Origin of the sequence: Cryocola sp. 340MFSha3.1, from assembly GCF_000383315.1 — a bacterium.
Classification (GTDB): domain Bacteria; phylum Actinomycetota; class Actinomycetes; order Actinomycetales; family Microbacteriaceae; genus Leifsonia.
Genome location: NZ_KB911088.1, coordinates 1,408,038 through 1,432,785 on the forward strand (window position 1 = coordinate 1,408,038; position 24,748 = coordinate 1,432,785).

General features: G+C 70.6%; 26 protein-coding genes. 20 read left to right on the forward strand and 6 right to left on the reverse strand.

Annotated features, from left to right (window positions below):
* The first annotated feature begins 95 nt into the window (after positions 1-95).
* From H284_RS0117820 to H284_RS0117855, 8 genes are all read left to right on the forward strand, one after another.
* On the forward strand, positions 96-1,703 hold the full coding sequence (locus H284_RS0117820; protein ID WP_018191479.1) for a carboxyl transferase domain-containing protein: 1,608 nt from the start codon (positions 96-98) through the stop codon (positions 1,701-1,703).
* A 4-nt stretch (positions 1,704-1,707) separates the two neighbouring features.
* Positions 1,708-3,873: an acetyl/propionyl/methylcrotonyl-CoA carboxylase subunit alpha gene (locus tag H284_RS0117825; protein WP_020077299.1), complete on the forward strand. Its 2,166-nt coding sequence runs from the start codon at positions 1,708-1,710 to the stop codon at positions 3,871-3,873.
* Between the two features lie 23 nt (positions 3,874-3,896).
* The gene (locus H284_RS0117830) at positions 3,897-5,132 is read left to right on the forward strand and encodes an acyl-CoA dehydrogenase family protein (protein WP_020077300.1); all 1,236 of its coding nucleotides are present in this window, start codon (positions 3,897-3,899) and stop codon (positions 5,130-5,132) included.
* Positions 5,133-5,237: 105 nt separating this feature from the next.
* The gene (locus tag H284_RS0117835) at positions 5,238-5,999 is read left to right on the forward strand and encodes a CoA transferase subunit A (protein WP_020077301.1); all 762 of its coding nucleotides are present in this window, start codon (positions 5,238-5,240) and stop codon (positions 5,997-5,999) included.
* On the forward strand, positions 5,996-6,643 hold the full coding sequence (locus H284_RS0117840) for a CoA transferase subunit B (RefSeq protein ID WP_020077302.1): 648 nt from the start codon (positions 5,996-5,998) through the stop codon (positions 6,641-6,643). Before H284_RS0117835 ends, H284_RS0117840 begins: the two co-directional genes overlap by 4 nt.
* Positions 6,640-7,164 (forward strand): MaoC family dehydratase, encoded by a 525-nt coding sequence (locus H284_RS0117845; RefSeq protein WP_020077303.1) that lies wholly within the window; start codon positions 6,640-6,642, stop codon positions 7,162-7,164. The genes H284_RS0117840 and H284_RS0117845 overlap by 4 nt, the downstream gene beginning before the upstream one ends.
* The gene (locus H284_RS0117850) at positions 7,161-7,973 is read left to right on the forward strand and encodes an HpcH/HpaI aldolase/citrate lyase family protein (RefSeq protein WP_020077304.1); all 813 of its coding nucleotides are present in this window, start codon (positions 7,161-7,163) and stop codon (positions 7,971-7,973) included. The genes H284_RS0117845 and H284_RS0117850 overlap by 4 nt, the downstream gene beginning before the upstream one ends.
* 179 nt (positions 7,974-8,152) lie before the next feature.
* Entirely contained in the window at positions 8,153-9,217 is a 1,065-nt protein-coding gene (locus tag H284_RS0117855) for an aldo/keto reductase (protein ID WP_020077305.1), read from the forward strand.
* A gap of 123 nt (positions 9,218-9,340) precedes the next feature.
* Here H284_RS0117855 and H284_RS0117860 read toward each other — a convergent pair whose 3' ends face one another.
* Complete coding sequence (locus tag H284_RS0117860) at positions 9,341-9,925, reverse strand: TetR/AcrR family transcriptional regulator (RefSeq protein WP_018191471.1); 585 nt, start codon at positions 9,923-9,925, stop codon at positions 9,341-9,343.
* A gap of 184 nt (positions 9,926-10,109) precedes the next feature.
* Between H284_RS0117860 and H284_RS0117865 the strand changes: the two genes are divergently transcribed.
* Positions 10,110-11,468, forward strand: coding sequence for a M16 family metallopeptidase (locus H284_RS0117865; protein ID WP_020077306.1), 1,359 nt, complete (start codon positions 10,110-10,112; stop codon positions 11,466-11,468).
* Between the two features lie 40 nt (positions 11,469-11,508).
* Positions 11,509-12,111: a histidine phosphatase family protein gene (locus H284_RS0117870; protein ID WP_018191469.1), complete on the forward strand. Its 603-nt coding sequence runs from the start codon at positions 11,509-11,511 to the stop codon at positions 12,109-12,111.
* A gap of 84 nt (positions 12,112-12,195) precedes the next feature.
* Here the strand turns inward: H284_RS0117870 and H284_RS0117875 are convergent, their stop codons facing one another.
* Positions 12,196-12,690, reverse strand: coding sequence for a GNAT family N-acetyltransferase (locus tag H284_RS0117875; protein WP_018191468.1), 495 nt, complete (start codon positions 12,688-12,690; stop codon positions 12,196-12,198).
* Positions 12,691-12,728: 38 nt separating this feature from the next.
* Between H284_RS0117875 and dapB the strand changes: the two genes are divergently transcribed.
* Both dapB and H284_RS0117885 read left to right on the forward strand, forming a co-directional pair.
* Positions 12,729-13,535: a 4-hydroxy-tetrahydrodipicolinate reductase gene (gene dapB, locus H284_RS0117880; protein ID WP_020077307.1), complete on the forward strand. Its 807-nt coding sequence runs from the start codon at positions 12,729-12,731 to the stop codon at positions 13,533-13,535.
* A 13-nt stretch (positions 13,536-13,548) separates the two neighbouring features.
* Positions 13,549-14,016, forward strand: a complete 468-nt coding sequence (locus H284_RS0117885; protein WP_026307220.1) for a tetratricopeptide repeat protein — start codon at positions 13,549-13,551, stop codon at positions 14,014-14,016.
* Between the two features lie 40 nt (positions 14,017-14,056).
* On the opposite strand, the gene H284_RS0117890 is transcribed toward H284_RS0117885, so the two are convergent.
* The 4 genes from H284_RS0117890 to H284_RS0117905 all read right to left on the reverse strand — a co-directional run bounded on the left by H284_RS0117890 (position 14,057) and on the right by H284_RS0117905 (position 16,413).
* Positions 14,057-14,953: a TIGR01777 family oxidoreductase gene (locus H284_RS0117890; RefSeq protein WP_029043007.1), complete on the reverse strand. Its 897-nt coding sequence runs from the start codon at positions 14,951-14,953 to the stop codon at positions 14,057-14,059.
* Positions 14,954-14,970: 17 nt separating this feature from the next.
* Positions 14,971-15,396: an OsmC family peroxiredoxin gene (locus H284_RS0117895; RefSeq protein ID WP_029043008.1), complete on the reverse strand. Its 426-nt coding sequence runs from the start codon at positions 15,394-15,396 to the stop codon at positions 14,971-14,973.
* 113 nt (positions 15,397-15,509) lie between these two features.
* Entirely contained in the window at positions 15,510-15,986 is a 477-nt protein-coding gene (locus H284_RS0117900; protein ID WP_020077310.1) for a DUF4395 domain-containing protein, read from the reverse strand.
* Entirely contained in the window at positions 15,973-16,413 is a 441-nt protein-coding gene (locus H284_RS0117905; RefSeq protein WP_020077311.1) for a TlpA family protein disulfide reductase, read from the reverse strand. The genes H284_RS0117900 and H284_RS0117905 overlap by 14 nt, the downstream gene beginning before the upstream one ends.
* A gap of 79 nt (positions 16,414-16,492) precedes the next feature.
* On the opposite strand from H284_RS0117905, the gene dapA reads away from it, so the two are divergent.
* The 8 genes from dapA (at position 16,493) to H284_RS0117945 (ending at position 24,584) form a co-directional block, all read left to right on the forward strand.
* On the forward strand, positions 16,493-17,470 hold the full coding sequence (dapA, locus tag H284_RS0117910) for a 4-hydroxy-tetrahydrodipicolinate synthase (RefSeq protein ID WP_018191461.1): 978 nt from the start codon (positions 16,493-16,495) through the stop codon (positions 17,468-17,470).
* A gap of 71 nt (positions 17,471-17,541) precedes the next feature.
* Complete coding sequence (locus tag H284_RS0117915) at positions 17,542-19,218, forward strand: ribonuclease J (protein WP_018191460.1); 1,677 nt, start codon at positions 17,542-17,544, stop codon at positions 19,216-19,218.
* Positions 19,219-19,285: 67 nt separating this feature from the next.
* Positions 19,286-19,777 (forward strand): GNAT family N-acetyltransferase, encoded by a 492-nt coding sequence (locus H284_RS0117920; protein WP_020077312.1) that lies wholly within the window; start codon positions 19,286-19,288, stop codon positions 19,775-19,777.
* Positions 19,778-19,846: 69 nt separating this feature from the next.
* Entirely contained in the window at positions 19,847-22,681 is a 2,835-nt protein-coding gene (locus H284_RS0117925; protein ID WP_020077313.1) for an FtsK/SpoIIIE family DNA translocase, read from the forward strand.
* Between the two features lie 9 nt (positions 22,682-22,690).
* Positions 22,691-23,314, forward strand: coding sequence for a CDP-diacylglycerol--glycerol-3-phosphate 3-phosphatidyltransferase (pgsA, locus tag H284_RS0117930; protein ID WP_029043009.1), 624 nt, complete (start codon positions 22,691-22,693; stop codon positions 23,312-23,314).
* Positions 23,301-23,807 (forward strand): CinA family protein, encoded by a 507-nt coding sequence (locus tag H284_RS0117935; protein ID WP_020077315.1) that lies wholly within the window; start codon positions 23,301-23,303, stop codon positions 23,805-23,807. The genes pgsA and H284_RS0117935 overlap by 14 nt, the downstream gene beginning before the upstream one ends.
* Positions 23,808-23,965: 158 nt before the next feature.
* Positions 23,966-24,277: a helix-turn-helix domain-containing protein gene (locus H284_RS0117940; protein WP_018191455.1), complete on the forward strand. Its 312-nt coding sequence runs from the start codon at positions 23,966-23,968 to the stop codon at positions 24,275-24,277.
* Positions 24,278-24,359: 82 nt separating this feature from the next.
* Positions 24,360-24,584: a DUF3046 domain-containing protein gene (locus tag H284_RS0117945; protein ID WP_018191454.1), complete on the forward strand. Its 225-nt coding sequence runs from the start codon at positions 24,360-24,362 to the stop codon at positions 24,582-24,584.
* Positions 24,585-24,748 lie beyond the last annotated feature (164 nt).

The window sequence follows — 24,748 nt, forward strand, 5'->3', positions numbered from 1 at the left end:
GGTCGGCGACGCTGGACTTTTCGGTTAATGAACACTAACCTAAAAACCGAGTTAGTGACCACTAACCGGATGTCGACGACGACATATGGAGCAGCATGCCGACCCTGACCAGTGAGGCGTCCGCGACGGACGCCCGGTTCGAGCAGAACGACGCCGCCCAGCGCGAGCTCGTCGCCGATCTGCGGCGGCGACTGGCCGTCGCGGCGGCCGGCGGCCCCGAGCGCGCCCGCGAGCGTCACGTCGCCCGCGGCAAGCTGCTGCCGCGCGACCGCATCGACGCCCTGCTCGACGAGGGCAGCCCGTTCCTCGAGCTGGCGCCGCTCGCCGCCACCGGGATGTACGACGACGAGAGCCCCGCGGCCGGCGTGATCGCCGGGATCGGCCTGGTCGCGGGCCGCCACGTCATGGTCGTGTGCAACGACGCCACGGTCAAGGGCGGGACGTATTACCCGATGACCGTCAAGAAGCATCTGCGGGCGCAGGAGGTGGCACTGGAGAACCGGCTGCCCTGCATCTACCTGGTCGACTCAGGAGGCGCGTTCCTGCCGATGCAGGACGAGGTCTTCCCGGACCGCGACCACTTCGGCCGCATCTTCTACAACCAGGCGCGGCTCTCCGCGGCGAAGATCCCGCAGATCGCCGCCGTGCTCGGCTCGTGCACCGCCGGCGGCGCCTACGTGCCCGCGATGAGCGACGAGACGGTGATCGTCCGCAACCAGGGCACCATCTTCCTGGGCGGTCCTCCGCTCGTGAAGGCGGCCATCGGCGAGATCGTCAGCGCGGAGGAGCTCGGCGGCGGCGACCTGCACGCCCGCACGTCCGGCGTGGTCGACCACCTGGCGGAGGACGACGAGCACGCGCTCGCCATCGTGCGCGACATCGTCGGGACGCTCCCGCCACCCGCGGCGCCGGCCTGGGCGGTCGAAGCGCCGGTCGAGCCCGCGGCCGATCCGGCCGAGCTGTACGGGGTCGTCCCGGTCGACGTGCAGGCGCCCTACGACGTCCACGAGGTGATCGCGCGCATCGTGGACGGCAGCGGCTTCCACGAGTTCAAGCCGGAGTACGGCACCACACTCGTGACCGGCTTCGCGCACATCCACGGGCATCCCGTCGGTATCGTCGCGAACAACGGCGTACTGTTCAGCGAGTCGGCCCTCAAGGGCGCACACTTCATCGAGCTGTGCGACCAGCGCGGCATCCCGCTGCTCTTCCTGCAGAACATCTCCGGCTTCATGGTCGGCCGCGACTACGAGGCGGGCGGGATCGCCAAGAACGGCGCCAAGATGGTAACGGCCGTCGCGACGGCCCGCGTGCCGAAGCTCACCGTGGTGATCGGCGGGTCTTTCGGCGCCGGCAACTACTCCATGTGCGGCCGGGCCTACTCGCCCCGCTTCCTGTGGATGTGGCCCGCCGCCCGCATCTCGGTGATGGGCGGCCAGCAGGCGGCCAGCGTGCTGGCCACCGTCAAGCGCGACCAGCTGGACGCACGCGGCGAAGAGTGGTCCTCCGACGACGAGGCCGCGTTCCGCGCCCCGATCGCCGCCCAGTACGAGGAGCAGGGCAACCCGTACTACTCGACTGCCCGACTCTGGGACGACGGGGTGATCGACCCCGCCGAGACCCGCACCGTGCTGGGCCTGGCGCTCGACGTCGTCTCCCGCTCGCCGCTGCCCGACACCGCCTTCGGGCTCTTCCGGATGTGATCGCGTGACCTCCACCCCCTTCCGCACCGTCCTCGTCGCCAATCGCGGCGAGATCGCCTGCCGCGTCATCCGCACCCTGCAGCGCCTGGGCATCCGCTCGGTCGCGGTCTACAGCGACGCCGACCGCGATGCGCCGCACGTCGCGCTCGCCGACGTCGCCGTGCGCCTCGGACCGCCCGCCGCGCGCGAGAGCTACCTGGATGTCGACCGGATCGTGGATGCGGCCCGCCGCACCGGCGCCGAGGCCGTCCACCCCGGCTACGGCTTCCTCTCCGAGAACCCGGCGCTCGCTGAGGCGTGCGAGGCGGCGGGCATCGTGTTCGTGGGCCCGGGCGTCCACGCGCTGGAGGTCATGGGCGACAAGATCACGGCGAAGCACGCGGTCGCCGAGCACGGCGTGCCGACGATCCCCGGGATCGCCGAGCCGGGCCTCGGCGACGACGACCTGATCGCCGCCGCCGAGCGCATCGGGTTCCCCGTGCTGGTCAAGCCGTCGGCGGGCGGCGGGGGCAAGGGGATGCAGGCCGTGCGCTCTGCGGGCGAGCTCCCGGAGGCGCTGCGGGCGGCCCGACGCGTCGCCGCGGCCGCATTCGGCGACGACACCCTGTTCTTGGAGCGGCTGGTCGCCTCCCCTCGCCACATCGAGGTGCAGGTGCTCGCGGACCGCCACGGCGGGATCGTCCACTTGGGCGAGCGCGAGTGCTCGCTGCAGCGCCGCCACCAGAAGGTGGTGGAGGAGGCGCCGTCACCGCTGCTGGACGAGGCGACCAGAGCGCGCATCGGCGAGGCCGCCTGCCGTGTCGCCGAGAGCGTCGGCTATGTGGGCGCAGGGACGGTGGAGTTCCTGGTGTCGGCCGAGGCGCCGGACGAGTTCTTCTTCATGGAGATGAACACCCGGCTGCAGGTCGAGCATCCCGTGACCGAGCTGGTGACGGGTCTGGATCTCGTCGAGCAGCAGCTGCGGATCGCCGCGGGCGAGCCGCTGTCGTTCGCGCAGGAGGACGTGCGCCTGAACGGCCACGCCGTCGAGGCGCGCGTCTACGCGGAGGACCCGGAGCGCGGCTTCCTGCCCGCGGCCGGCCACGTGCTGGCGCTGCGCGAGCCGGCGGGCGACGGCGTGCGGGTCGACAGCGGCATCGTCGCGGGCATCCCGATCGTCACCGACTACGACCCCATGCTCGCCAAGATCGTCGCCTGGGGCGAGGACCGCGACCAGGCCTTCGCCCGACTGCGCGGCGCGCTCGCCGGCACGAGCATCCTCGGCGCGGTCTCCAACCTGGCGTGGCTCGTCGGGCTCGTCTCCGACGACGACGTCCTGGCCGGACGGATGGACACCACCCTGATCGACCGCCGCTTCGCCGAGCAGACGCCCGCGCCGGTGACCGAGCCGGAGCTGATCGCGGCGGCGCTGCTCGCGCACCGTCACCGCTGGCAGCAACCGCCGACGGGAGTCGGCGCGGTGTGGGGTGCGCCGACGGGATGGCGTCCCGGCCGGGCGCGACCGGTGCGGTACGACGTCGACGGGGTGGCGGTGTCCGTCAGCGGACCGGTCGAGGATGCGACGATCACCGTGGTTCGGGATGCAGTGCAGGCGTCGGCAGCCGATACGTCGGCGCCCGACGCCCGCCGCGCCTCCCTCCGCCTGCGCGAACCGGATGCCGCGGGCCGCCCCGCGGTCGCCCTACTCGACCTCGACGGAGAGACCATCCGCTTCGACATCGCACGCGACGGCGACACCGTGTGGCTGGCGCGTGAGGGCCGCTCCCGGCCGCTGCGGCTGCGCGACCGCGCGACACGCCTCGCCGAGCGGCTGGCCGCGGTCGACCGTGGGACGCTCGCGGCGCATCCCGAGCTCCGCTCGCCCATGCCCGGCACCGTCGTCGCCGTCCCGGTCGAGACCGGCGCGCGCGTCGCCGCGGGCGACACGGTCGTCGTGGTCGAGGCGATGAAGATGGAGCACCGCCTGGTCGCGCCCGTCGATGGCGTCGTCGCGGTGCACGTCGGCCCCGGCGACCTGGTGCGGCTCGACCAGCTCGTCGCCCGCGTCGACGCCGACGAGGCGGACGCTGCCGACGCTGCCGACCCGACCCCGCCCATCCCGAGCACCTCCGACGTTCCGCCCCAGCCGGCGGACGCGGCGCCGACACGACCGGCCGCCGCACAGCGATAGTCACCACAAGAGACAGGACCCGCATGACCATGCAGATGACCCGCCCCACCGGCCCCGCGGCCGGAGCCGCCGGAGCAGACGACACCGACGTCGCCGGCTTCCAGCTCACCGACGAGCAGCGCCGCCTCCGCGAAGAGGTCCGCGACTTCGCCGACACGGTCGTCGCGCCCGCCGCCTACGAGTACGACACCAAGCGCAGCCTCCCGTACGACATCATCGCCGAGATGGGCCGGATGGGCCTGTTCGGGCTCCCCTTCCCGGTCGAATACGGCGGCCAGGGCAAGGACTACCTCTCCCTCTGCCTCGCCGTGGAGCAGCTGGGACGCGTCGACCAGTCGATCGGCGTCACCCTGGAGGCCGGCGTCGGGCTGGGCGCCATGCCGATCTTCCGCAGCGGCACCGAGGAGCAGAAGCAGCAGTGGCTGCCGATGCTCGCCCGCGGCGAGGCGCTCGCCGGTTTCGGGCTCACCGAGGCCGAGGCGGGCTCCGACGCGTCCGGCACGAAGACCACGGCCGAGCTGCACGACGGCGAGTGGGTGATCAACGGAACCAAGCAGTTCATCACCAACTCCGGATCGGACATCACGCGGCTGGTCACCATCACGGCGGTCACCGGCGAGGAGCGGCGCGCGGACGGATCGATGAAGAAGGAGCTGTCGGCGATCATCGTCCCGAGCGGCACCCCCGGCTTCGTCGCAGAGCCCGTGTACGACAAGGTCGGCTGGCACACCTCGGACACGCATCCGTTGACCCTCACCGACGTGCGCGTCCCGGAGGCGAACCTGCTGGGGGAGCGCGGCCGCGGCTACGCGAACTTCGTGGCGACCCTCGACGAGGGCCGTGTGGCGTTCGCCGCGCTCTGCACGGGCGCCGCGCAGGGCTGCCTGGAGGAGGCCATCCGCTACGCCAAGAGCCGGAACGTGTTCGGCCGGCCGATCGGATCCAACCAGTACATCGCCTTCAAGATCGCGCGGATGCAAGCCCGGGTCCACACCGCCCGGCTCGCCTACTACGACGCCTGCTTCAAGCTGATGGCCGGCAAGCCGTTCAAGATGGAGGCCTCCGTCGCCAAGCTGGTCTCCAGCGAAGCCGCGATGGACAACGCCCGCGACGCCACGCAGATCTTCGGCGGCTACGGCTTCCTCAACGAGAACCCGGTCGCGCGGCACTACCGCGACTCGAAGATCCTGGAGATCGGCGAGGGCACGAGCGAGGTCCAGCTGATGGTGATCTCGCGCGCGCTGGGCTTCTCCGCCTAACCTGAATCCGCAGCAGACAGCTCCTGAGTTTTTCCGCGCAGCACCCGGCGTGTCGCCGGAAAAACTCAGGAGTTGATGGCGAGAGACCCTCGAAGGGGAGGACGCATGATCGACAAGACCGTCGGAAGCGCCGCGGAGGCCGTCGCCGACATCCCGGACGGCAGCACGCTCGCCGTCGGCGGGTTCGGCCTGTGCGGCATCCCGAGCGCGTTGATCCAGGCGATGCTGGATGCGGGGACCACCGACCTCGAGGTGGTCAGCAACAACTGCGGCGTCGACGACTGGGGCCTCGGGCTGCTGCTCGCCGAGCACCGCATCCGCAAGATGATCAGCTCGTACGTCGGCGAGAACAAGGAGTTCGCGCGCCAGTTCCTCTCCGGCGAGCTGGAGGTCGAGCTCACCCCGCAGGGAACGCTCGCCGAGAAGCTGCGGGCGGGCGGCGCGGGCATCCCCGCGTTCTTCACGCCCGCCGGCGTCGGCACCCAGATCGCGACGGGTGGCCTTCCGCGCCGCTACGCCGCCGACGGCTCCGTCGAGGTCGCGAGCGAGCCGAAGGAGGTGCGGACGTTCGACGACGCCGAGTACGTGCTGGAGCGGTCCCTCCGCCCCGACTTCGCCCTCGTCCACGCCGCGAAGGGCGACCGGCACGGCAACCTCGTCTTCCATGCCGCCGCGATGAACTTCAACCCGCTCGCCGCGATGGCCGGCCGCGTCACCATCGCCGAGGTGGAGGAGCTGGTCGAGCCGGGCGAGCTCGATCCCGGCGCCGTGCACTGCCCCGGCATCTTCGTCCAGCGGGTCGTGCACGCGCCCGGCGTGGAGAAGCGGATCGAACGGCGCACAGTCGCCGAAGGGAGCGCACGATGAGCCTCAGCCGCACCGAACTCGCCGCTCGGGTGGCGCGCGAGCTGGAGAACGGGCAGTACGTCAACCTCGGGATCGGCATGCCCACGCTCATCCCGAACTACATCCCGGAGGGCGTCGAGGTCATCCTGCACTCCGAGAACGGCGTGCTCGGCGTCGGCCCGTATCCCGCCGACGACGCGGTCGACCCCGACCTCATCAACGCGGGGAAGGAGACGGTCACCGTGAACCGCGGCGCCGCCTTCTTCGACTCGTCGCTGTCGTTCGGGATGGTGCGCGGCGGACACGTCGACCTGGCCGTCCTCGGCGCGATGGAGGTCTCGGAGCGGGGCGATCTCGCCAACTGGATGATCCCCGGCAAGATGGTGAAGGGGATGGGCGGCGCGATGGACCTCGTCTTCGGCGCCAAGCGGCTCATCGTGATGATGGAGCACGTCGACCGCGAAGGCCGGCCCAAGATCGTGACCGAGTGCAGCCTCCCGCTGACCGGCACGGGATGCGTCGACCGGATCATCACCGACCTGGCCGTCATCGACGTCACGGACGACGGGCTGGTGCTCCGCGAAGTCGCCCCGGGCGTCGCCGTGGACGACGTGGTCGCCGCGACCGGCGCACCGCTGCGCGTTGAGCTGGAGGAGGCGGCATGAAGGAGATCGAGCAGCGCGGGCTGTACTACGAGGAGTTCGAGCCGGAGACGCGGTACCTGCACCGGCCCGGGCGCACGGTGACGGAGGCCGACAACGTCCTCTTCACGACCCTGACCATGAACACGCAGGCGCTGCACCTGGACGCCGCGTGGTCCGCCCGGCAGCCGTTCGGGGAGCGGCTGGTGAACTCCATGTTCACGCTGGCGACGATCGTCGGAGCCTCGGTCACCCAGCTGACGCAGGGCACGATCGTCGCGAACCTGGGGTTCAGCGAGGTCGCCTTCCCGCATCCGCTGCACCACGGCGACACGCTCTACTCGGAGACCGTCGTGCTCGCGAAGCGGCTCTCCGCCTCCCGGCCCGGGCAGGGCATCGTCACGCTCGAGCACACCGGACGCAACCAGGACGGGGTCGTCGTCGCCACGGCGACGCGTCAGGTGATGGTGTGGTGCCGGGATGTCTCTCCGGTCGCGTCCGATCCGGGCGCAGCGGGAGGCGACGGGTCGGACGAGATCCTGTGAGCGACGCCCCATTCCCCTGGGGGCCGGCGCTGTTGTTCTGCCCCGCCGACCGCCCGGAGCGCTACGCCAAAGCGCTCGAGCGCGCGGATGCGGTGATCCTCGACCTGGAGGATGCGGTCGACCCGGCAACGCGGCCCGCGGCCCGGGAGGCGCTCGTCGCGTCGGAGTTGGATCCGGAGCGCGTCATTGTCCGGGTCAACCCGGCCGGGACCGACGACCACGACGCCGACCTGTCGGCGCTCGCCGCGACGCCGTACCGCGCGGTGATGCTGCCCAAGGCCGAGCGGCCGGCCGACCTCGACGGGCTGCGCGACTACGCCGTCATCGCCCTCTGCGAGACGGCCGCCGGCGTGCTCGCGGCGCCGTCGCTGGCCGCCGCGCCCGGCGTGATCGCGCTGATGTGGGGCGCAGAAGACCTCGTCGCCTCGCTCGGCGGCACGTCGAGCAGGCACCCCGACGGACGGTACCGCGACGTCGCGCGCCATGCGCGGTCGGCGGTGCTGCTGGCGGCGGGCGCCGCATCCATCCACGCCGTCGACACGGTGCACCTCGACATCGCCGACCTCGAGGGGCTCGCGGCCGAGGCGGAAGACGCCGTGGCCGTCGGGTTCGCGGCGACGGCGTGCATCCATCCCGGTCAGGTGGAGACGATCCGGGCCGCTTATCGGTCCGATCCGGCCGAGGTGCAGGCTGCTCGCAGGCTGCTCGCGGCGGCCGAGATCGCGGGCGGGGGAGTGTTCCGGCACGAGGGCCGGATGGTCGACGGACCGGTGCTCGCGCACGCCCGGGCGGTGCTCCGGCGTTCGTGATGAAACTGTGACCTAGCTTTCCTCCACGGTTCACCCGTTTCGTCCTTCGCACGTCGGAGGCATGTCGTACGCTGCAAGTGTTCAATCGGGAATCCGCCGTTCTCGAATCGATTCGAGGGCAATCGATTCGCGGGGAACGGACATACGCGGCGGTTGGAGGTCGCGGGGGAGGGGGAGACATGCCACAGCTGTTACCCCTGCGCCTGCTCGAGACCGTCGGCCTCCGCAGCAGCACCGCTGCAGACCCGCGCGCCGGCTCCGCCGAGCCGCCGACGGGCGTCATCGACGTCGACCCGGCCATCGCGAGCACCGGCCCGCTGTCGATCATCGCGCCCCGCCGCATCGGCGAGAGCGACCTCGCGGTGTACCCGCTGTCGCTCGGCGCGAGCGTCTTCGGCTGGACAGCAGACGGAGACACGTCCCTCGCCATCCTCGACCGTTTCACCGAACTGGGCGGCGACTTCATCGACACGGCCGACAGCTACGTCGGCGGCCGCAGCGAGGTCCTCATCGGCAAGTGGATGCGCGAGCGCCGCAACCGCGACCGCATGGTCGTGGCGACCAAGGTCGGGCGGCACCACGACAACCCGGGCCTCGGCTCCGTGAGCATGATCCGCGCCGTCGAGGCATCCCTCGAACGTCTGCAGACCGACCACATCGACCTGCTCTACTTCCACGAGGACGACCCGGAGACTCCACTGGAGGACAGCCTGGCGACGGCCGAGTGGCTGATCGAGAGCGGCAAGGTGCGGTACCTGGGCGCATCCAACTTCAGTGCGGACCGTCTGATCGAGGCCCGCATCCTGGCATCGTCCGGCCTGCCGAAGTTCGTGGCCATCCAGACGCAGTACAACCTGATGCACCGCAGCGAGTTCGAGAGCGCCCCGCGCATCGTCGCGGCGGCGCAGGGGCTCGCGGTGATGCCGTACTACGCGCTGGCGAACGGCTTCCTCACTGGCAAGTACCGCAGCAAGGGCGATCTGACGGCCGGGGCGCGCAGCGTCCGTGCCGCCGCGTACGTGAACCGTCGGGGCCAGCGCGTGCTCGCCGTGCTCGACCGCATCGCGGCCGAGCACCACGTCGCGCCCGCCAGCATCGCGCTCGCCTGGCTGCTCGCCAAGCGGACGATCGCGGCGCCCGTCGCCAGCGCCAGCCGGCCGGATCAAGTCGACGCGCTGATGGCCGCCGCGGGCATCCGCCTCACGCGGTCGCAGATGCTCGACCTGGACCGCGTCTCGGAGTAGCTCGCGCCTGCCCGGCCGGCTCGGCTGGTCCGCCGCGCACGTCGCCGCGCAGACGTGGGTCGCAACACGCCGTTATTCGGGTCGCATAACGGCGTGTCGCGACCCACAGCTGGGTCGCGCCGGTCAGACCTCGCCGAGGATGCGGTCGAGCGCCCGGTGCAGGGCGGCGCCCGCGGCGATCGGGTCGCCGACGTAGCCGCCGGCGAGTGCGCCGTCGCGCGCGAGGATGAGGTCGTCCGCGGCGTCTCCCGGCCGCGGGTGGCCGATCTGGCGGAACAGCTCCTCGATGCGGTCGGCGTACCAGTCGCGGTGCGCGGTCACGGCGACACGGACCGGGTCCGTCTCGTCGGCGAACTGCGCGGCGGCGTTGATGAAGGGGTCGCCGTGGAAGCCGGGGCTGACGGCCTGGTCGTTGATCGAGTCGACGAGGGCGCGTGCGATGTCGCGCGGGTCGTCGTGCTTGGCCTCCTGCTCGGCGAACCATTCGCGCACCTGGCGGTCGCGACCCTCGACGTACGCGATGATCAGCAGGTCCTTCGATCGGTAGTGCTTGTAGAACGTCGCCTTCGTCACACGGGCGCCCGCGATGATGCGGTCCACGCCGACGGTGTGGATGCCCTCCTGGTAGAAGAGCTGATCCGCCGTCGCGAGGATCTTGACCTTCGACGGCGCGGGCGGCCGGATGGTCGCTCGGGCACTTACGACCATCCGGCACGACTCCTTTTTCGGGGGAGGCTGGGTCGCCTCCGCATTGCTGTTCGTAGGGCCGATCGCATCCGGCGCGGGGCACCGGACACGATGGCTTTCACAGTATAGCGGTAGACAGACGAGTCTGTTTGTCCTCTTTTTCCCAGCCACGGCATCCCGCGCGCTCTGGCGTAGGGTGGAGGGGATGAACAGCGCAGTCGACCTCCCGCTCGGTATGGCCGACCTCACCTTCGCGGCGTCCGGCGAAGCGCTGGTCCGGCGGACGGTGCTCCCGAGCGGAGTCCGCATCCTCAGCGAGCAGGTGCCCGGCGCACGCAGCGCAACCCTCGGCTACTGGGTCGCCGTCGGCTCGCGCGACGAGAGCGACGGCCAGCCCGGGCATCCCGGCTCCCTCGGCTCCACGCACTTCCTCGAGCACCTCCTCTTCAAGGGCACGCGCACCCGCACCGCCCTCGACATCGCCGTGTCGTTCGACTCGGTGGGCGGCGAGCACAACGCCATGACGGCCAAGGAATACACCTGCTACTACGCCAAGGTCCAGGACCGGGACCTCGCGATGGCGGTCGAGGTCATCGGCGACATGCTCACGTCGTCGGTGCTCGACGCGGCCGAGTTCGAGAACGAGCGCGACGTCATCCTCGAGGAACTCTCCATGGCGGAGGACGACCCGGCCGACGTCGCCAACGAGCGGATGTTCCAGGCCGTCCTCGGCGAGCATCCGCTGGGCCGTCCCATCGGCGGTCGCCCCGACACCATCCGTGCCGCGAGCCGCGACGGCGTGTGGGAGCACTACCGCGCCAACTACCGGCCGCAGGACCTCGTGGTCACCGCCGCTGGCGCCGTCGACCACGACCTGCTGGTCGTCGGCGTCGAGCGCGCCCTCGCCGCCGCGGGCTGGGATCCGGAGCTCGTCGCCACCCCGGTCGCCCGCCGCCCCGCGGCCCCCGCCGACATCCGCCGCGGCAGCCCCATCGTCACGGTGGAGCGCCCCATCGAGCAGGCCAACGTGTTCGTCGGAATGCCCGGGATCCTGGCCACGGACGACCGCCGCACGACCATGAGCGTGCTGAACTCCATCCTCGGCGGCGGGATGTCGAGCCGCCTGTTCCAGGAGGTGCGCGAGCGCCGCGGCCTGGCCTATTCGGTCTACTCGTTCTCCGGCTCGTACTCCGACGCCGGCGTGTTCGGCCTCTACGCGGGATGCACCCCGGCGAAGGCACGCCAGGTCACCGAGCTGATGCTCGACGAGCTGCGGCGGCTCGCGTCCGGCGGCGTGACGCCCGACGAGCTGCGCCGCGCGGTCGGCCAGCTGTCCGGTGGCGCGGCCCTCGCCCTCGAGGATTCCGACACCCGCATGTCCCGTCTCGGCCGTGCCGAGATCACGCTCGGCGAGTTCGCCGACCTCGATGAGAGCCTCCGGCGCCTCCACCTCGTCACCGCAGACGATGTGCGCGCCCTCGCCGCCGATCTGGCGGACCGGCCGGTCTCCGTCGCCGCGGTGGGGAGCGTCACCGACGACGTGTTCGCCGGCCTCGCCTCCTGACCCGCCCTTCCTTCCGTTCCATCTCCGAAAGGTCCCGCTCGTGCCCCACTACATCTACCTCGTGCGCCATGGCGAGCAGCAGGATGCCGAGCACGGCCTGCCGGACGGCCCGCTCTCCCCGCGGGGCAAACGTCAGGCGCAGCTGGTCGCCGAGCGGCTGAGCGGCATCCCGTTCACCTCGATGTACCACTCGCCCCTGGTGCGGGCGACCCAGACAGCCGAGATCATGGCCGAGCGGATGCCGGCGCTCGAACCGCAGCCGTCGAGCCTGCTGTTCGACTGCATCCCCTCCGGTCCGACCCCGGACATGCCCAAGGCGTTCGAGTCGTTCTTCGGCCCGGTGACGGAGGCGGAGATCGAGGCGGGCCGCGCGCAGATGGACGACGCTGTGCACGAGTTCCTCACCCCCGCGATGGGAGACCGGCACGACCTGCTGGTGACCCATAACTTCGTGATCGGCTGGTTCGTCCGGCATGTGTTCGACGCGCCGGACTGGCGCTGGCTCGGCCTCAACCAGGCGAACTGCGGCCTGACGATCATCCGCGTCCGCTCCGCCAAGCCGCCGGTGCTGGTGGTGCACAACGACCTCGGGCACCTGCCGGTCGAGCTGCGTACGGGACTCCCCGAGCTGCAGCCGGTCTGACCGCCCCGGCCAAGCAGCGAACAGCTCCTGAGTTTTTCGGCCTCCGAGCGCCGATTCGGCCGAAAAACTCAGGAGCTGTCGGCGTCAATGGAGGGGCTTGCGGAACCAGTCGGTCGCGTTGGGGTTGTCGTTGTAGGGCTGGATGGGCTCGTAGCCGTGCGAGCGGTACAGGCCGCCGGCCGCCTCCAGACTCGCGTTCGTGTCGAGCACCAGCTCGGTCGCACCGAAGCCGCGGGCGCGCAGCTCCAGCTCGGCGAGGATCGCCCGGCCGTACCCGTTGCCTCGCTGCGTCGGCGTCACCCACAGGTGCTTGATCTCGTACCGCACGACCGGCACGCCCTCCTCGATCTCCGACAGCGGGACGCGCAGCTCGCGGATCCCGCCGCATCCCACCTCCACGCCTTCGTCGTAGGCGAGCAGGAAGACGCCGTTCGGCGCCACGAACTGGCCAGGATCCGGGAACGAGGTCCGGTACGCGCCCTGCGAGCTCGGGAACGTCTCCGCGCGCTCGGCGAAGTAGTCGGAAAGCATCCGGTGGGCGGTCGCGTCGGTGACGGCGACGTCTGCGAAAGACACCATCGGCCCAGCGTAACGCGGCCCGCGGGTAGGCTGATCGGGTGAGCATTCGCGTGGCCGTCGCCGGAGCGACCGGAAAACTGGGAAGCGTGGCGGTCCGTCTCATCGAGGAGGCCGACGACTTCGAGCTCGTCGCACGGCTCGGCTCCCGTTCGCCGCTGGAGGACATGCTCGGCGCGGACGTGCTCGTCGACATGACGCTTCCGCAGGTCAGCCCTCGGATCGTCGCCTTCGCGGTCGATCACGGCCTCAATGTTCTCGTCGGGACATCCGGCTGGTCGGCGGACCGCATCCTCGACCTGGAGCGTCGGGTCGCCGAGCACGAGGGACGCGGCGCCGTCGTCATCCCCAACTTCTCCCTCGGCTCCGCCCTGGGCACCGCGTTCGCCACCGTCGCCGCCCGGTTCTTCGACTCCATCGAGATCGTGGAGACGCACGGTGCGGGCAAGGTCGACTCGCCGTCCGGCACGGCGGTGCGCACGGCCGAACTCATCGGCGCCGCACGCGCGGCGAAGGGCCCGGTGGAGGCACCGCACTCCGACCAGCGCGCTCGCGGGCAGCAGGTCGCGAGCGTACCCATCCACAGCCTCCGGATGCGCGGGGCCGTCGCCCAGCAGCAGGTGATCTTCGGCGGCGCGGGGGAGCAGCTGACCATCCGCCACGACACGATCGGCCCGGAGGCGTACGAGGCGGGCATCCTCCTCGCGCTGCGCGCGGCAGCGACCGCAACAGGGGTGACCGTCGGCCTCGACAAGCTCGTCGACCTCGGGATCGCCGAGCCGAGCGGCGAGCCGCCGCGCCCGACCGTCCGGGATGCGGGCGACGACGGCACCGACCCGACGCGATAAGAGACCGGCCGCTATGAGAAACCGTTTGGCCGCCATCCTGATGGCGGTCCTCCTGCTCGTCTACCTCGTGCTGGTCACCCAGCGCGCGGTCATGCTCGTGCTGACCGGCGAGCCGGTCGGCATCGCCATGGGTGTCGCGCTGATCGTGCTCCCGTTCATCGCCGCGTGGGCCATCGGCCGGGAGCTGCTGTTCGGCGCGCGCACCGAGCGTCTGGTGCGACAGCTGGATGCGGAGGGCGCGCTCCCCGTCGAAGACCTCCCGACCCGTGCGAGCGGCCGACCGCTTCGGGACGCCGCCGATGCGGAGTTCCCGCGGTACCGCGCCGAGGTCGAGGCGGAGCCGGAGAGCTGGCGCGCCTGGTTCCGGCTCGGGCTCGCCTACGACGCGTCCGGAGACCGGCGTCGGGCGAGGGAGGCACTGCGGCAGGCGATCCGCCTCGAGCGCGCACAGGCGAAGGCGGAACGTCCCGCGGCACGCTGAGCACCCGGCTCCGGATGCCGGCGGCGGCAGTGCAACTCCGTCAGGCCGCGCGCACCTCGACGAGCCGGTCCATCGCGTCCTCGATCGTCGGATCCCGGAACTCGAAGCCGTCGTCGAGCAGCGCCTTCGGCACCACCAGCTGATCCGCGAGCAGGAGTTCGCGGCCGGCGTCCTGCAGCGCCAGCTCGATCGCGAACTTCGGCACCGGCAGGAGGTACGGCCGTCGCACCGCCTGTGCGAGCGCCCGTACGATCTCTCCGGCCGTCGCGGGCGTCGGCCCGGCGATGTTGACCGGCCCCTCGAGCGACGAGGTCAGCAGGTGGACGAGCGCTGCCGCCTCGTCGTGCAGGCTGACCCAGGGCCAGTGCTGGCGTCCGCCGCCGAGCGGTCCCGCGAGTCCCGCCTTGGCGAGCGGGAGCAGCGGTTTCAGAGCGCCGCCGCGGCCGATGACGACACCGGTCCGCGCGAGCGCCACCCGGGTGGACGATGGCGCGAGCCGGGCTGCCGCCTCCCACGCGTCGACGACATCGGCGAGGAATCCCCGCCCCTTCGTCGCCGCCTCGGTGAGCTGCTGGCCCGGGCGGTCGCCGTAGTAGCCGACGGCGGAGCCGCTGACGAACACATCGGGCGGGGTGTCGGCCCGGCGCATCCCCTCGGCGAGCGTGCCCGTCGCCTGCAGGCGCGACGACAGGATGCGCCGCTTGGTCGCGCGTGTCCAGGGCAGCCGCTGCAGCGAGCTGCCGGAGAGGTTGACGACCGCGTCGGCCCAGTCGAACAGCGCGGGGTCGACGGAGCGTTCCTCCGGCGCCCAGCGGAACTCGTCGGCGCCGGCGGGCTCGCGGCGGACCAGCCTCCGCGTCTCGTGTCCGGCAGCGGTCAGCTGACGGCGCAGCTCGCCGCCGATCATGCCGGAGGCCCCGGCGAGCAATACGCGCATGTCCGGCCGCCGGCGGATCAGGCGAGAGACGCGTCGAGGGTGATCGGGATGCCGACCAGCGCCCGCGACACCGGGCAGGTGCTCTTGGCCTCATCCGCGAGGCGCTGGAAGTCCTCGTCCGAGAGTCCGGGAACGCTCGCGGTGACGGTCAGGTGGCTGCCGGTGATGCCCTGAGCCGGGTCGAAGGTGACCGCGGCGGTGGTCCGGATGCTCTCCGGCGCGTTGCCGAACTGCGCGAGCACGTTCGAGAAGGCCATCGAGAAGCAGGCGGCGTGCGCCGCTCCGAGCAGTTCCTCCGGGGTGGTGACCTCGGCGCCGCCCTCGGAGCGGGCCTTCCAGTTGACGGCCAGTTCCGCCGCGTGCGACGAATCGAACGTGACCGTTCCGGAGCCGCTCCTGAGATCGCCGTTCCAGACGGTGGTGGATGCGCTGGTGACTGCCATGAAGACCTCCTCGTGACGCTCCGCCGCCGAGCGCGGCCGGGCGTCTTCCACCCTAGTGACGGGTTCCGACACCGTCACCGGGTGCTGGGCGGATTCCCGGCTGGGCCGCTCGCTCAGGCGTCGGCGCGGCGCCGGATGAGCCGCGCGCGCACCAGCAGCAGGTACAGCTGGCAGCCCAGGCAGTATCCGAACACGGAGTTGAGGAAGGCGGCGGCGAACGCGAGCGCCGCCGCGATCGGGAGGGCGAGCGGCACCCCGGACACAAACAGAACGAGGCCCACGCCGGTGACGAGCAGCCCGACCGCCTGCGCGAAAGTCGGGGGCGCCGGGTCTTCGAGCTCCGTCGGAGGCGCGAGCCGGGGCCGGATCACGGCGCGGAACAGCACGCCGTACGGATGGCGGCGGATGCCCGCGAAGGCGCCCCAGGCGAAGAGGAGCGCGATGACGAGCAGCAGCACCGCGGCGGCGGTCGTCGCACCGACGAGCGAGAGGAACAGGTCGATCAGGAGCAGCACGGCGGTGATCCCGGCGCCGAAACGCGGCGACCGCGGGTCGATGCCCGTGCGAGCGGATGGATCAGGCTGAGACATGATCACTCCCGAGGATGCGGTGGAGGGTGAGGCGGACGTCGGCCGGGCGGGCGGCGCCGCCGATCCGGGCGCGGACCGCGCCCGTGGCGTCGAGGACGAGGGTCGTCGGCGTCTGGAGGATCCCGAAGCGGGTGGCGAGCTCCGGCCTCTCGGTGAGGTCGACCTCGGTGTGGGTGACGCCGTCGACATCGGCGGCGACGTCGTCGAGCACGCGGGCGGTGGAGCGGCAGGGTGCGCAGAACTCGGTGGAGAACTGCAGGAGGGTGGCACGGCCGCCGAAGCCGTCGACGCCGACCTCGGCGGGGATGACGACGTCGTGGGTGCGCACCGTCCGGGCCCGGCCGGTCGTCGCGCGCCAGAGGAGACCGGCCGCCGTGACGACGGCGACGAGCCCGAGCAGGATGCCGAGAGCCGCGAATCCGTTCACAGGTCGGGACGCTACGCCGACGCTGGGGACAGCGCAGCTAATGTGACCTCCCGTGACGGCGACCCGATAGCCTTGTGCCATGGCTGCTTCCGAGAATCCGTTCGGCCAGGTCCTCGTCGCCCTGGTCACCCCGTTCACCGCCGATGGCGAAGTGGACTGGGCGGCGGTCGAGAAGCACATCGACGACGTGATCCGCGCGGGGGCGGACGGCATCGTGGTCACAGGCACGACGGGGGAGACTTCGACGCTGACCGACCCCGAGAAGCTCCGCCTGGTCGAGGTGGGCAAGTCCGTCGCCGACGGCCGGGCCAAGATCATCACCGGCGGCGGGTCCAACGAGACCGCCCACGCCATCCAGCTGTACCAACAGAGCGAGAAGGCCGGGGCCGACGGCGTCATGGTCGTCACGCCGTATTACAACAAGCCGACGCAGGCCGGCATCCTGACCCACTTCCGGATGATCGCCGACTCGACCGACCTTCCGGTCATCCTCTACGACATCCCCGGCCGGACCGGAGTCCCGATCAAGTACGAGACCATCCTCCGCATCGCGAAGCATCCGAACGTGCTCGCGATCAAGGACGCGAAGGGCGACTTCAGCGAGGTCAGTCGCGTGCTCAACCAGACCGACCTGATGTACTTCTCGGGCGACGACGCCAACGTGCTCCCGCACCTCTCCATCGGGGCGAGCGGGCTCATCGGCGTCACGGCGAACATCGCCGCCACCCCGTACCGCCAGATCGTGGATGCGGTCAACGCAGGCGACCTGGCGACCGCCACCGCCGCCCACATGAAGCTCGAACCGCTGGTGCGCGCGGTGATGACACACGTGCCCGGTACCGTTGCTGCCAAGTACATCCTCCACGGCCTCGGCCGCATCTCGAGTCCCCGCGTGCGTCTGCCGCTCGTCGGGCCCGAGGAGTGGGAGGCCGCCCAGATCGAAGACGAGCTCGACCTCGTCACAGACATCCCCGGTGTCGACTTCTCGAACTTCCGCCCCGACCGCAACGCGGCCGCGGGCGGTGCGCTCCCGAAGATCGCCGGGACCACACGCTGACGACCGCACAGGCGGTCGAACACATGGCGGGCGCGCGAAGCCCCGAGAAGAACACAGAAATAGGAGGGCACATGCCCAACCTCGTCGCCGAGCCTCCCGCGCTCGAACCCGGAACACTCCGCATCATCCCGACGGGCGGTCTCGGTGAGATCGGCCGCAACATGACCGTCTTCGAATACGAGGGAAAACTCCTCATCGTCGACTGCGGCGTCCTCTTCCCCGAGCAGGACCAGCCGGGCGTCGACCTCATCCTCCCCGACTTCGCCCCGGTGCGCGATCGCTTGGATGACGTCGTCGGCGTCGTGCTCACCCACGGGCACGAGGACCACATCGGCGCCGTTCCGTACCTGCTCAGGCTGCGGCGCGACATCCCGCTGATCGGCTCGGGCCTGACACTGGCCCTGGTGGAGGCGAAGCTCAAGGAGCACCGAATCCAGCCGTACACACTCACGGTCAAGGAGGGGCAGGTCGAGCAGCTCGGCCCGTTCTCCCTGGAGTTCGTCGCGGTCAACCACTCCATCCCTGATGCGCTCGCCGTGGCGATCACCACCCCGGCCGGGGTCGTGCTCCACACCGGCGACTTCAAGATGGACCAGCTTCCGCTCGACGACCGCATCACCGACCTGCGGGCCTTCGCGCGCCTCGGCGAGAAGGGCGTCGACCTGTTCCTCGCCGACTCGACCAACGCCGACGTTCCGGGGTTCACACCGCTGGAGCGCTCGATCGGCCCGGTGCTCGACGCCGTCATCGCCCGGGCGCCCCGTCGCGTGATCGTCGCCAGCTTCTCCAGCCACGTCCACCGCGTGCAGCAGGTGCTCGACGCCGCCGCCGCGAACGGCCGCCGCGTCGCCCTCCTCGGCCGCTCGATGGTCCGCAACATGACCATCGCGGCGGAGCTCGGGTACCTCAAGGTCCCCGATGGCGTGCTCATCGACTACAAGAAGGCCGCCGACCTCCCCGACGACGAGATCGTCTACATGTCGACCGGATCGCAGGGCGAGCCCATGGCCGTGCTCGCGCGGATGGCGAACCTCGACCACCAGATCGAGGTCGGTCCCGGCGACACGGTGATCCTGGCGTCGAGCCTCATCCCGGGCAACGAGAACGCGGTCTACCGCGTCATCGACGGGCTCACCAAGCTCGGTGCGAACGTCGTGCACAAGGGCAACGCGAAGGTCCACGTCTCGGGCCACGCGGCCGCGGGCGAGCTGCTCTACTGCTACAACATCCTGAAGCCGAAGAACGTCATGCCCGTGCACGGCGAGTACCGCCACCTGGTGGCCAACGCGCGCCTCGCGATGGACACCGGCGTTCCCGAGAAGAACACGATCCTGGCGGAGGACGGCTCGGTCGTCGACCTGCGCGACGGCGTCGCCCGCGTGGTCGGCCAGCTCGACCTGGGCTTCGTCTACGTCGACGGCTCCAGCGTCGGCGAGATCACCGACGCCGACCTGAAGGACCGCCGCATCCTGGGCGAGGAGGGCTTCATCTCGATCATCGTCGTCGTGGAGGCCGCGACCGGCCGCATCGTGACCGGCCCGGAGGTGCACGCCCGCGGTTTCGCGGAGGACGACGCGGTGTTCGACGACGTCAAGCCGAAGATCGCCGCCGCCCTGTCGGAGGCCGCCCACAACGGTGTCCGCGACTCGCACGCGCTCTCGCAGGTGGTCCGGCGGACCGTCGGCCGCTGGGTCAACACCAGCTACCGCCGCCGGCCGATGATCGTGCCGCTGGTGATCGAGGCCTGATCCGGCCTCGCGCCGGCCGGCCGGGATCGTTACCCGCCGGAAACACGCCGGTGGGTAACGTTCGTCCATGAACGCGTTCCACATCCGTCCCGCCGTTCCCGGCGACGCCCGGGTGCTCGCGGACATGCTGGTGGAGGCCGCGAACTGGAATCCGGTGCGCACCAGGCCGCGGGTGACGGTCCTCGACGATCCCTCCGTCCGCCACTACATCGCGGGCTGGCAGCGGCCGGGCGACTTCGGCTGCGTGGCCGAGGACGCCCGCGGCGTGCCCGTCGGCGCCGCCTGGGCGCGCCTGTTCTCGCCGAGCGACCCCGGCTACGGCTTCGTCGCTGCCGGGGTGCCCGAGCTGACGCTGGGCGTCTATCCGCAGTGGCGCGCGCAGGGCGTCGGCCGGGCGCTGCTCCGCGAGCTGGCGCGCGACGCGGCGGCCCGCGGCCACGCGCGACTCAGCCTCAGCGTCGAGCGCTCCAACTTCGCCCAGCGCCTCTACATCAGCGAGGGGTACGTGACGGTCGCCTCGGAAGAGGGCTCCGACACGATGGTGCGCACAGTTCGCTGACGGGGCCGGATTTCCACAACTCAGGCGCGGGAACCGCGTGATGACGGGGGCACGACGTACCGTTGTGCCATGGCTACGAGCACCAAGTCGAATGCACGCGCCCGGAACTCCGGTCGCGGCGGGTCGACCGCGCGCAAGCCGGCGTCGAAGACCGCGCAGCAGAAGACGGTCGCCTACCCGGCAGCCGACGCGGGGTCCAGTCCGCTGATCCGCGCGTGGATGGGCCTCGCCCACCTCACCGGCGCCGCATTCCGTGCGCTCGGTCCGGAGAAGCTGGCGAAAGAAGAGCGCCGTGACGGGTTTCCGTTCTTCCTGGTCCTCCTCGCAATCGCCGGAGCAGTCATCGAGTGGTTCCTCATCAACGACCAGGTCGCGCGCATGCTCGACGCGTGGACGTTCGGTGCGCTGTTCGGGCGCGTCGCGTTCGCCCTTCCGATCGTCATGGTGCTGTTCGCCGCCTGGCTCTTCCGCCATCCCAGCTCGGTGCACGACAACACGCGCATCGGCATCGGCCTCGGCATCCTGCTGCTCATGGTCTCGGGGCTGTGTCACCTGTTCAGCCCCCACCCCTCTCCGAGCGACGGCGTCACGGCGCTCGCACAGGCGGGCGGTGTGCTGGGGTGGCTGATCGCCGCGCCGCTGTCGTTGCTGATCACCCCGTACGGCGCGGGCGCCGTCATCATCCTGCTGCTGATCCTCAGCCTCTTCATCATCACCAAGACGCCGCCGAACAAGCTGCCCGAGCGCATCCGTGAGCTGTACGCCTACCTGTTCGGGGCGCAGCTGCCGACGGAGGACGAGCGTCAGGAGGCGAAGGAAGCCCGATCGAAGCAGGTCGAGCTCGACGGCGTCGACGACGAGCCGGAGCAGGAGGCCAACCTGCCCTGGTGGCGCCGGAACAAGTCGCAGCGCGAAGAGGACCCGGAGTATGACGCCGCCCCGGCGGACGGCCTCACCGAGGTCTTCGGCGCCGGGCAGCGGGGCAAGGGGGAGTTCGCGACGGCCCTCGAACCCGACCCGGCCAGCGACCACTACAACACCGAGGTGCTGAGCGAGCTCGCCAACGCCGAGGACGCCCTGCAGCGCTTCACCGGAGAGCAGCCGCCGACGGCCGTCGCGCCGCTCCCGCCCGTGGGCGGGGCGCCCGGTGGCGCGGCCGTGCTCCCCGGCTTCCAGGCCGGCGCCGAGGACTTCGACGAGGATGTCGCCCCGCCGGCGCTCCCGGAGCCGTCTTCTCCGTACAACCTCCCGTCCGCGACCATGCTGTCCGCCGGAACGCCCGCGAAGACCCGCTCCGGCGCGAACGACGAGATCGTCGCCGCCATCACGTCCGTCCTCACTCAGTTCGGTGTGGACGCGAAGGTCACCGGCTACTCGCGCGGCCCGACGGTCACCCAGTACGAGATCGAGCTCGGCCCCGGCGTCAAGGTCGAACGCGTCACCGCGCTCAGCAAGAACCTGTCGTACGCCGTCGCGAGCAACGAGGTCCGCATCCTCTCGCCGATCCCGGGCAAGAGCGCGATCGGCATCGAGATCCCGAACAGCGACCGCGAGATCGTGTCGCTCGGCGACGTGCTGCGGTCTCCCGCGGCCACGAAGAGCGTCCACCCGATGACGATCGGCGTCGGTAAAGACGTCGGCGGCGGCTTCGTGGTCGCGAACCTGGCCAAGATGCCCCACCTGCTCGTCGCCGGTTCCACCGGCTCGGGCAAGTCGAGCTTCGTCAACTCGATGATCACAAGCCTCCTGATGCGCGCGAAGCCGTCGGAGGTGCGGATGGTGCTCATCGACCCGAAGCGCGTCGAGCTGACGATCTACGGCGGCGTCCCGCACCTCATCACGCCCATCATCACGAACCCGAAGAAGGCCGCCGAGGCCTTGCAGTGGGTCGTGAAGGAGATGGACATGCGGTACGACGATCTGGCGAGCTTCGGCTTCCGCCACATCGACGACTTCAACCGCGCCGTCGTGAACGACGAGATCGTCCTGCCCGCAGGCAGTGAGCGGAAGCTGAAGCCGTATCCGTACCTGCTCGTCGTCGTCGACGAGCTCGCCGACCTGATGATGGTCGCGCCGCGCGACGTGGAGGACTCGATCGTCCGCATCACGCAGCTGGCACGCGCATCCGGCATCCACCTGGTCCTCGCCACCCAGCGACCCTCGGTGGATGTCGTGACCGGACTGATCAAGGCGAACGTCCCCTCGCGGCTGGCGTTCGCGGTGACGAGCGTCACCGACTCGCGCGTCATCCTCGACCAGCCGGGCGCCGACAAGCTGATCGGCCAGGGCGACGCCCTGTTCCTGCCGATGGGTGCATCCAAGGCGATCCGCGTGCAGGGTGCATGGGTGAACGAGGACGAGATCCAGAAGGTCGTCGACCATGTCACCCGGCAGGCGCGGCCGGAGTACCGGCAGGACGTCACGGTGTCGGCCGAGAAGAAGCAGATCGACTCCGACATCGGCGACGACCTCGAGCTCCTGCTCGCGGCCGCCGAGCTCGTCGTGTCGTCGCAGTTCGGCTCCACGTCGATGCTGCAGCGCAAGCTGCGCGTCGGCTTCGCGAAGGCCGGCCGGCTCATGGATCTGCTGGAGTCCCGCGAGATCGTCGGCCCGTCTGAGGGGTCCAAGGCCCGCGACGTGCTCGCCACGGCGGAGCAGCTCCCGCAGGTGATCGCGCGGCTCCGCGGCGAGGAGCCGCCCGCAGGCGTGGCCCCGTCCGCGCCGAGCGCGGCGGCGGGAGCGGGAGCGGGCGCGTCCGCTGCGCTCGGACCCGCTGCCGGGGCCGGCGACGCCGAGATCGACGACCGCTACGGAAACGACCCCGTCGCGGCGATGACGGCGGGCTATCCTGAGGTCGAGGGCGACTCCGACGAGGACGCCTGGCAGCTGACCGACAGAGAGTAGACGACCACGATGTCGGTGCCCGACACGCCTCCGCCCGCAGCGGCGGACGGCGGAACAGAGCTCGTGAGCAACTGGAACCTGCCCAACGCGATCACCGTGGTGCGCATCCTGCTCGCTCCACTGTTCGTCTGGATGCTGCTCGCCGACGGCGGAGACGACGGCTGGCTCCGCTGGGCGGCCGCGGTGCTGTTCATTCTCGCGATCGCGACGGACGGCGTCGACGGTGCCCTCGCACGGCGCCAAGGACTCGTCACCGATCTCGGCAAGCTCCTCGATCCCATCGCCGACAAGGTGCTCACCGGGGGTGCGCTCATCGCGCTGTCCATCCTGGGGGAGCTGCCCTGGTGGGTGACCGTCGTGATCCTGGTGCGCGAGATCGGGATCACCGTCTACCGCTTCGTCGTGATCCGGCAGGGCGTCATCGCCGCCTCGCGCGGCGGCAAGATCAAGACCATCGTCCAGTCGGTGGCCATCTCCTTCGCGCTCGTCCCGCTGTGGACGGTGTTCGGAGACTGGATCTTCTGGGTCAACGGCATCCTCATGACCGCGGCCGTCATCCTCACGGTCTGGACCGGCATCGACTACCTCTGGCAGGCGTGGAAGGGCCGGAGAGCGAAGCATGCCGTCGCCTGATCCATCAGCGACAGAGACGGTCGTCCACGCGTTGATCCAGCGCAGGTTCACGATCGCGGTGGCCGAGTCGCTCACCGGCGGCCTCCTCACCGCCGAGCTCACCAGCGTCCCCGGAGCCTCCGCCGTCGTCCTCGGGGGAGCGGTGGTCTACGCCACCGAGTTGAAGCACACCCTGCTGGGGGTGGACGCCGCTCTGCTCGCGGCGGAGGGCCCCGTCCATCCCGAGGTCGCCCGTCAACTGGCCGTCGGCGTCCGCGATCGTCTGGCCGTCGCCGGCCGCCCGGCCGACATCGGAGTGGCCACGACGGGAGTCGCCGGACCCGATCCGCAGGGCGGGCGACCGGTCGGCACGGTCTATGTCGGAGTCGCTTCCGATGCGGGTGCGCGGTCCGTCGCGCTCGCTCTCACGGGCGATCGAGACGGCATCCGCCGGCAGACGGTCGTCGAGGCCGTCCGGGCGCTTGCGGACGAGCTCGGCATAACGGGTGTTTGAGACTCCCGGATTACCGCGGGAATACGCGGTGTTTCGGTCTGGTTACACCTGCTGCATTCACAAGAAAAGCCCAGTAGCCCTCGATATCGTGGAGCGCAGGGATGCGGTACATTCGTATCCCATCGATACGTCGGCAGGGTAAGAGAGGGAGGCTCCGAATGATTCTTGTACGTCAGGAAATCGGCGACGTGCTCAGGGACTTCCGCCTGCAAAAGGGTCGTACGCTCCGCCAGGTCGCCAGTAAGGCGAGCGTCGCGCTCGGGTACCTCAGCGAGGTCGAGCGCGGACAGAAGGAGGCGTCGAGTGAGATCCTCGCCTCCGTGGCAGACGCTCTGGAGACGCCGGTCTCGGTCATCATGCGCGAGGTCGGCGATCGGATCGCGGTACTCGAGGGTCTCGAGCCGGTCATTCCGGACACGGTTCCGGACGAGTTCGTCTCGGCGATGGACTCGGACCTGGTCGCCCGCTGATCCCGCACACTCAGGAGGACGCCCCGCTCTCGGCGGGGCGTCCTTCGTTTACCCCCTCCCGGCTCTCCGAAACTAAGGACCCATGAAGCTCAGCGAGTTCCAGCGCGCCGTCACCGACGAGTTCGGCAGCACCTACGGTCAGACGCTGCTGACCGACCTCGTCCTCGGCGAACTCGGCGGTCGCACGCCCAACGAGGCCATCGCCGCGGGTCTGTCTCCGCGCGAGGTGTGGATCGCGCTCTGCAAGGAGACCGGTGTGCCGCAGTCGCACTGGTACGGCGCGGGAAAGCCTGCCCCGAAGCGCTGATCGTCGGCGCGACACGCCATTTTCGGTTCTCGAAGATATGTTCGGAACTGGCTACACTTCTTCACATCGGCAGTCGAAAACCGGTTGTCCACAGATGCGCGTCCCTCGCTTCGGGTGTCGGACGTCACTCCTAGAGTCGAACCGTAGCGAAGCCCACGAAGGAG

What these genes read in the sequence shown, in the direction of transcription:
- H284_RS0117820 (WP_018191479.1), top strand. Translation starts at nt 96, where the DNA reads ATGCCGACCCTGACCAGTGAGGCGTCCGCGACGGACGCCCGGTTCGAG.
- H284_RS0117830 (WP_020077300.1), top strand. Translation starts at nt 3,897, where the DNA reads ATGACCATGCAGATGACCCGCCCCACCGGCCCCGCGGCCGGAGCCGCC.
- H284_RS0117835 (WP_020077301.1), top strand. Translation starts at nt 5,238, where the DNA reads ATGATCGACAAGACCGTCGGAAGCGCCGCGGAGGCCGTCGCCGACATC.
- H284_RS0117840 (WP_020077302.1), top strand. Translation starts at nt 5,996, where the DNA reads ATGAGCCTCAGCCGCACCGAACTCGCCGCTCGGGTGGCGCGCGAGCTG.
- H284_RS0117845 (WP_020077303.1), top strand. Translation starts at nt 6,640, where the DNA reads ATGAAGGAGATCGAGCAGCGCGGGCTGTACTACGAGGAGTTCGAGCCG.
- H284_RS0117855 (WP_020077305.1), top strand. Translation starts at nt 8,153, where the DNA reads ATGCCACAGCTGTTACCCCTGCGCCTGCTCGAGACCGTCGGCCTCCGC.
- H284_RS0117860 (WP_018191471.1), bottom strand. Translation starts at nt 9,925, where the DNA reads ATGGTCGTAAGTGCCCGAGCGACCATCCGGCCGCCCGCGCCGTCGAAG.
- H284_RS0117865 (WP_020077306.1), top strand. Translation starts at nt 10,110, where the DNA reads ATGAACAGCGCAGTCGACCTCCCGCTCGGTATGGCCGACCTCACCTTC.
- H284_RS0117875 (WP_018191468.1), bottom strand. Translation starts at nt 12,690, where the DNA reads ATGGTGTCTTTCGCAGACGTCGCCGTCACCGACGCGACCGCCCACCGG.
- H284_RS0117885 (WP_026307220.1), top strand. Translation starts at nt 13,549, where the DNA reads ATGAGAAACCGTTTGGCCGCCATCCTGATGGCGGTCCTCCTGCTCGTC.
- H284_RS0117890 (WP_029043007.1), bottom strand. Translation starts at nt 14,953, where the DNA reads ATGCGCGTATTGCTCGCCGGGGCCTCCGGCATGATCGGCGGCGAGCTG.
- H284_RS0117895 (WP_029043008.1), bottom strand. Translation starts at nt 15,396, where the DNA reads ATGGCAGTCACCAGCGCATCCACCACCGTCTGGAACGGCGATCTCAGG.
- H284_RS0117900 (WP_020077310.1), bottom strand. Translation starts at nt 15,986, where the DNA reads ATGTCTCAGCCTGATCCATCCGCTCGCACGGGCATCGACCCGCGGTCG.
- dapA (WP_018191461.1), top strand. Translation starts at nt 16,493, where the DNA reads ATGGCTGCTTCCGAGAATCCGTTCGGCCAGGTCCTCGTCGCCCTGGTC.
- H284_RS0117915 (WP_018191460.1), top strand. Translation starts at nt 17,542, where the DNA reads ATGCCCAACCTCGTCGCCGAGCCTCCCGCGCTCGAACCCGGAACACTC.
- H284_RS0117920 (WP_020077312.1), top strand. Translation starts at nt 19,286, where the DNA reads ATGAACGCGTTCCACATCCGTCCCGCCGTTCCCGGCGACGCCCGGGTG.
- H284_RS0117925 (WP_020077313.1), top strand. Translation starts at nt 19,847, where the DNA reads ATGGCTACGAGCACCAAGTCGAATGCACGCGCCCGGAACTCCGGTCGC.
- pgsA (WP_029043009.1), top strand. Translation starts at nt 22,691, where the DNA reads ATGTCGGTGCCCGACACGCCTCCGCCCGCAGCGGCGGACGGCGGAACA.
- H284_RS0117935 (WP_020077315.1), top strand. Translation starts at nt 23,301, where the DNA reads ATGCCGTCGCCTGATCCATCAGCGACAGAGACGGTCGTCCACGCGTTG.
- H284_RS0117940 (WP_018191455.1), top strand. Translation starts at nt 23,966, where the DNA reads ATGATTCTTGTACGTCAGGAAATCGGCGACGTGCTCAGGGACTTCCGC.
- H284_RS0117945 (WP_018191454.1), top strand. Translation starts at nt 24,360, where the DNA reads ATGAAGCTCAGCGAGTTCCAGCGCGCCGTCACCGACGAGTTCGGCAGC.